This is a genomic window from Nitrosomonas ureae (assembly GCF_900108305.1).
GTDB lineage: Bacteria > Pseudomonadota > Gammaproteobacteria > Burkholderiales > Nitrosomonadaceae > Nitrosomonas > Nitrosomonas ureae_B.
The window spans coordinates 1-3,270 of the sequence record NZ_FNUX01000059.1 but is presented as its reverse complement, the minus strand read 5'-3'; the positions used below and the strand labels follow the sequence as shown (position 1 = coordinate 3,270).

Genomic DNA, 3,270 nt, shown 5'->3' with positions numbered 1-3,270 from the left:
TCTCAGAATATAACCTTATCGCTGCTTCAGAATGAGAATATTCAATTCACCGAGTTCCAGGTATCACCTACTTACGCGATAGATTCTACGATTGTCGGTGCTGCAAGAAAAAATATCTATAAATCCACAAATGGCGGCTCAACCTGGACAGTGGCAGGATTTCCCGATAATTAACCGGGATACGCAATTGTGAATGCTCTGGGCTAGCTGGAACAATAACCTAGCCTAGAGTTCTGAGCTAGCCATTCCCTCATAAATGTTTTCACAGCGGGATCCGGGCGATGCTGTGTGCTAAAGCGCATTTTTAATGTAATTTGCAAATCCATTCAGTTGCCGCAGCAAAACTTTTAATTAAGATTGCGCAAAAGTCGTATAAAAGCATACTAGAAAAAGATCATAAGGATCTGTTGGTATAAAGAGGTATTCTCACCGATCATAATATTCGGTATTTAAAATCAATCAGCTAAGAAGATATCCAGAGCTTATCAATTAATTCATAGCAAAATATTCATTTGATGGAATCAGTAATCAACTACAACTTCAAGGATTAAACATGTTAATTAAATTAAATAAAATTCGGATTAGCAGTATTCGGTGCATTGCCCTAATTACTGCGTTTTTCTTGTCAATTGGCGCCACCGCTGTGAATGTGCACGCACACACGCCTCATGACATGATACTTGCATTTGCCGCATCGCCCAATTATGCCAATGATAAAACGATGTTCATGGCAAACATAGGCGCATACACAGGTTGGCGCTACGATGAAATTCTGCGATCAACTGACGGAGGGCTTACTTGGGCAGATATTCCGAATGGAATGGATCATCCGTACGAATTGAGCGTTCTTCGCGTTTCACCAAAATTCAGTACCGATCAAACTGTTTTTGCTGGCTTTCAAGGGAGAGCCGGTGTTTATCGATCAACCAACCGTGGCGACTCCTGGGAATCCTATAATACCGGACTCGCCGCTTCAAATTTGATTGTAAAAAAAATGGAGGTTGCCGAATCCAGCACGGGTTATGTGCTTTTTTTCACTGACGCCAACGGCGCCCTGTTCCGCCGTTCAAGCACCAATGCAAACTGGGTTCAGGTACTCGATAAAACCAACAAAGTAACCGTCATTGCAATTTCACCCAACTACGCCACCGATCGTACTTTACTGATTGCAAGTAATACTGGAAGTATAAGAAAATCTACTAACGGAGGTACTGATTGGACCAATTTAGGCACACCAACAGGAACCGTCATTTACGACATGGCCATCGCTCCTGGAGGTGAGGAAATATTCCTGGCCACCCCAAGCTTCGGAATCTTTTATAGCAATAATGGGGGTAGCTCGTTTATCAATAAAGGAAATAATCTACCGAATGAAGCAATCAATAACATAGCGGTCTCATCGAACTACGCGATCGACCGCACGGTATTCTGCACCAGCTTAAGACGATCGGTATTTAAATCCACGGATAAAGGCAATAACTGGACGCTGTTCAATTCAGGTGTAAAAATCACTCAGCAAACTCCATTACTCAATGAAATTACGGACTTGCAAGTATCCCGGACCTATGCAACCGACAAGACAATCTTTTTACCGGTATTCGACGGGCTCTTTATTTCGAGGAATGGTGGCACCACATGGTTTCAGCGACAAACACGAATGGGTTTGCTGACAGGACTGGCGCTATCCACCAGTTTCAACAGTGATCAGGGCATGACTGCCACAACCTATGTCGGAAGGGGCGTAGCCATTTCCACTAATGGTGGTGCGACCTGGTCTACCAGTGGCTGGCCCAATCCAATAGGACGGAAGATGAATTTCTTCGATTCGCAGATCGTGAGAAATCCCAACGGTAGTCAAACTGTGGTTTCCGCAACCAGTGGAGGCATTGGAAATTCCATCGATTTTGGAGAAAATTGGGTTGTCAATCATGTTCCAAGATTTGTTGCTATAGATCCAGATCCCGTTACCTTCACTGTACTTGCTGCATCACCAAATTTTGCTAATGATAAGGAGATCTATCTCGGTACGAGATTTCATGGCGTAATTCAAACAAAAGATGCTGGTAAAACCTTACGGTTGCAACATGGTGTTCCATTGGCGCATCCTATTACAAGTGTGGCGGTTTCACCTAACTATGCCAACGACCGCACCGCATTTGCCGCTACTCGTGCAGGACAGGTATGGCGTACTCAGAATGGCGGAGATACGTTCTTACGCGTAGGCGCCAGCTCAATTGTATCGATTGGATGGGAGGGCCAAAGATATTCGTGGGTTGCGGTGTCTCCTCGATTTGCTACCGATAATCTTGTGATCGTTGGCACAAACAATGGCATTTACCGCTCGATCAATAGAGGTAACACTTGGACAAAAGAAACTCATGCTTCAGTAGGATCAAATGCCGTTGTTCAGCAAGTGGAATTTTCACCGAACTTCGGCACTACCGACCGGAATATCTTTGTCAATGTTCGCGGCAAAGGATTGTTCCGTGCAAGTCTGAATGGAGCCGGCGCAGTCACTGCTTCTCAGAATATAACCTTATCGCTGCTTCAGAATGAGAATATTCAATTCACCGAGTTCCAGATATCACCTACTTACGCGATAGATTCTACGATTGTCGGTGCTGCAAGAAAAAATATCTATAAATCCACAAATGGCGGTTCAACCTGGGCAGTGGCAGGATTTCCCGATAATTAACCGGGATACGCAATTGCAAATGCTCTGGGCTAGCTGGAACAATAACCTAGCCTAGAGTTCTGAGCTAGCCATTCCCTCATAAATGTTTTCGCAGCGGGATCCGGGCGATGCTGTGTGCTAAAGTGCATTTCTAATGTAATTTGCAAATCCATTCAGTTGCCGCAGCAAAACTTTTAAGATTGCGCAAAAGTCGTATAAAAGCATACTAGAAAAAGATCATAAGGATCTGTTGGTATAAAGAGGTATTCTCACCGATCATAATATTCGGTATTTAAAATCAATCAGCTAAGAAAATATCCAGAGCTTATTAATTAATTCATAGCAAAATATTCATTTGATGGAATCAGTAATCGACGACAACTTCAAGGATTAAACATGTTAATTAAATTAAATAAAATTCGGATTAGCAGTATTCGGCGCATTGCCTTAATTACTGCATTTTTCTTGTCAATTGGCGCCGCCGCTGTGCATGCGCACACGCCTCATGACATGGTGCGTGCATTTGCCGCATCACCCAATTATGCCAGTGATAAAACGATGTTCCTAGTCACTGACGGCGCCTATACTGGCTGGCG

At 43.6% G+C, this 3,270-nt stretch carries 2 protein-coding genes; both read left to right on the top strand.

Features of this window, described 5'->3' with window-relative positions; genetic code table 11:
- Positions 1 to 553 precede the first annotated feature (553 nt).
- Entirely contained in the window at positions 554 to 2,695 is a 2,142-nt protein-coding gene (locus C4S39_RS14915) for a WD40/YVTN/BNR-like repeat-containing protein (RefSeq protein WP_103967717.1), read from the top strand.
- Positions 2,696 to 3,070: 375 nt separating this feature from the next.
- A partial coding sequence (locus tag C4S39_RS14910) for a hypothetical protein (RefSeq protein WP_146059786.1) occupies positions 3,071 to 3,270 on the top strand: 200 nt, incomplete at its 3' end.

Coding starts and splice junctions, on each gene's coding strand:
- C4S39_RS14915 (WP_103967717.1), top strand. CDS start 554: ATGTTAATTAAATTAAATAAAATTCGGATTAGCAGTATTCGGTGCATT.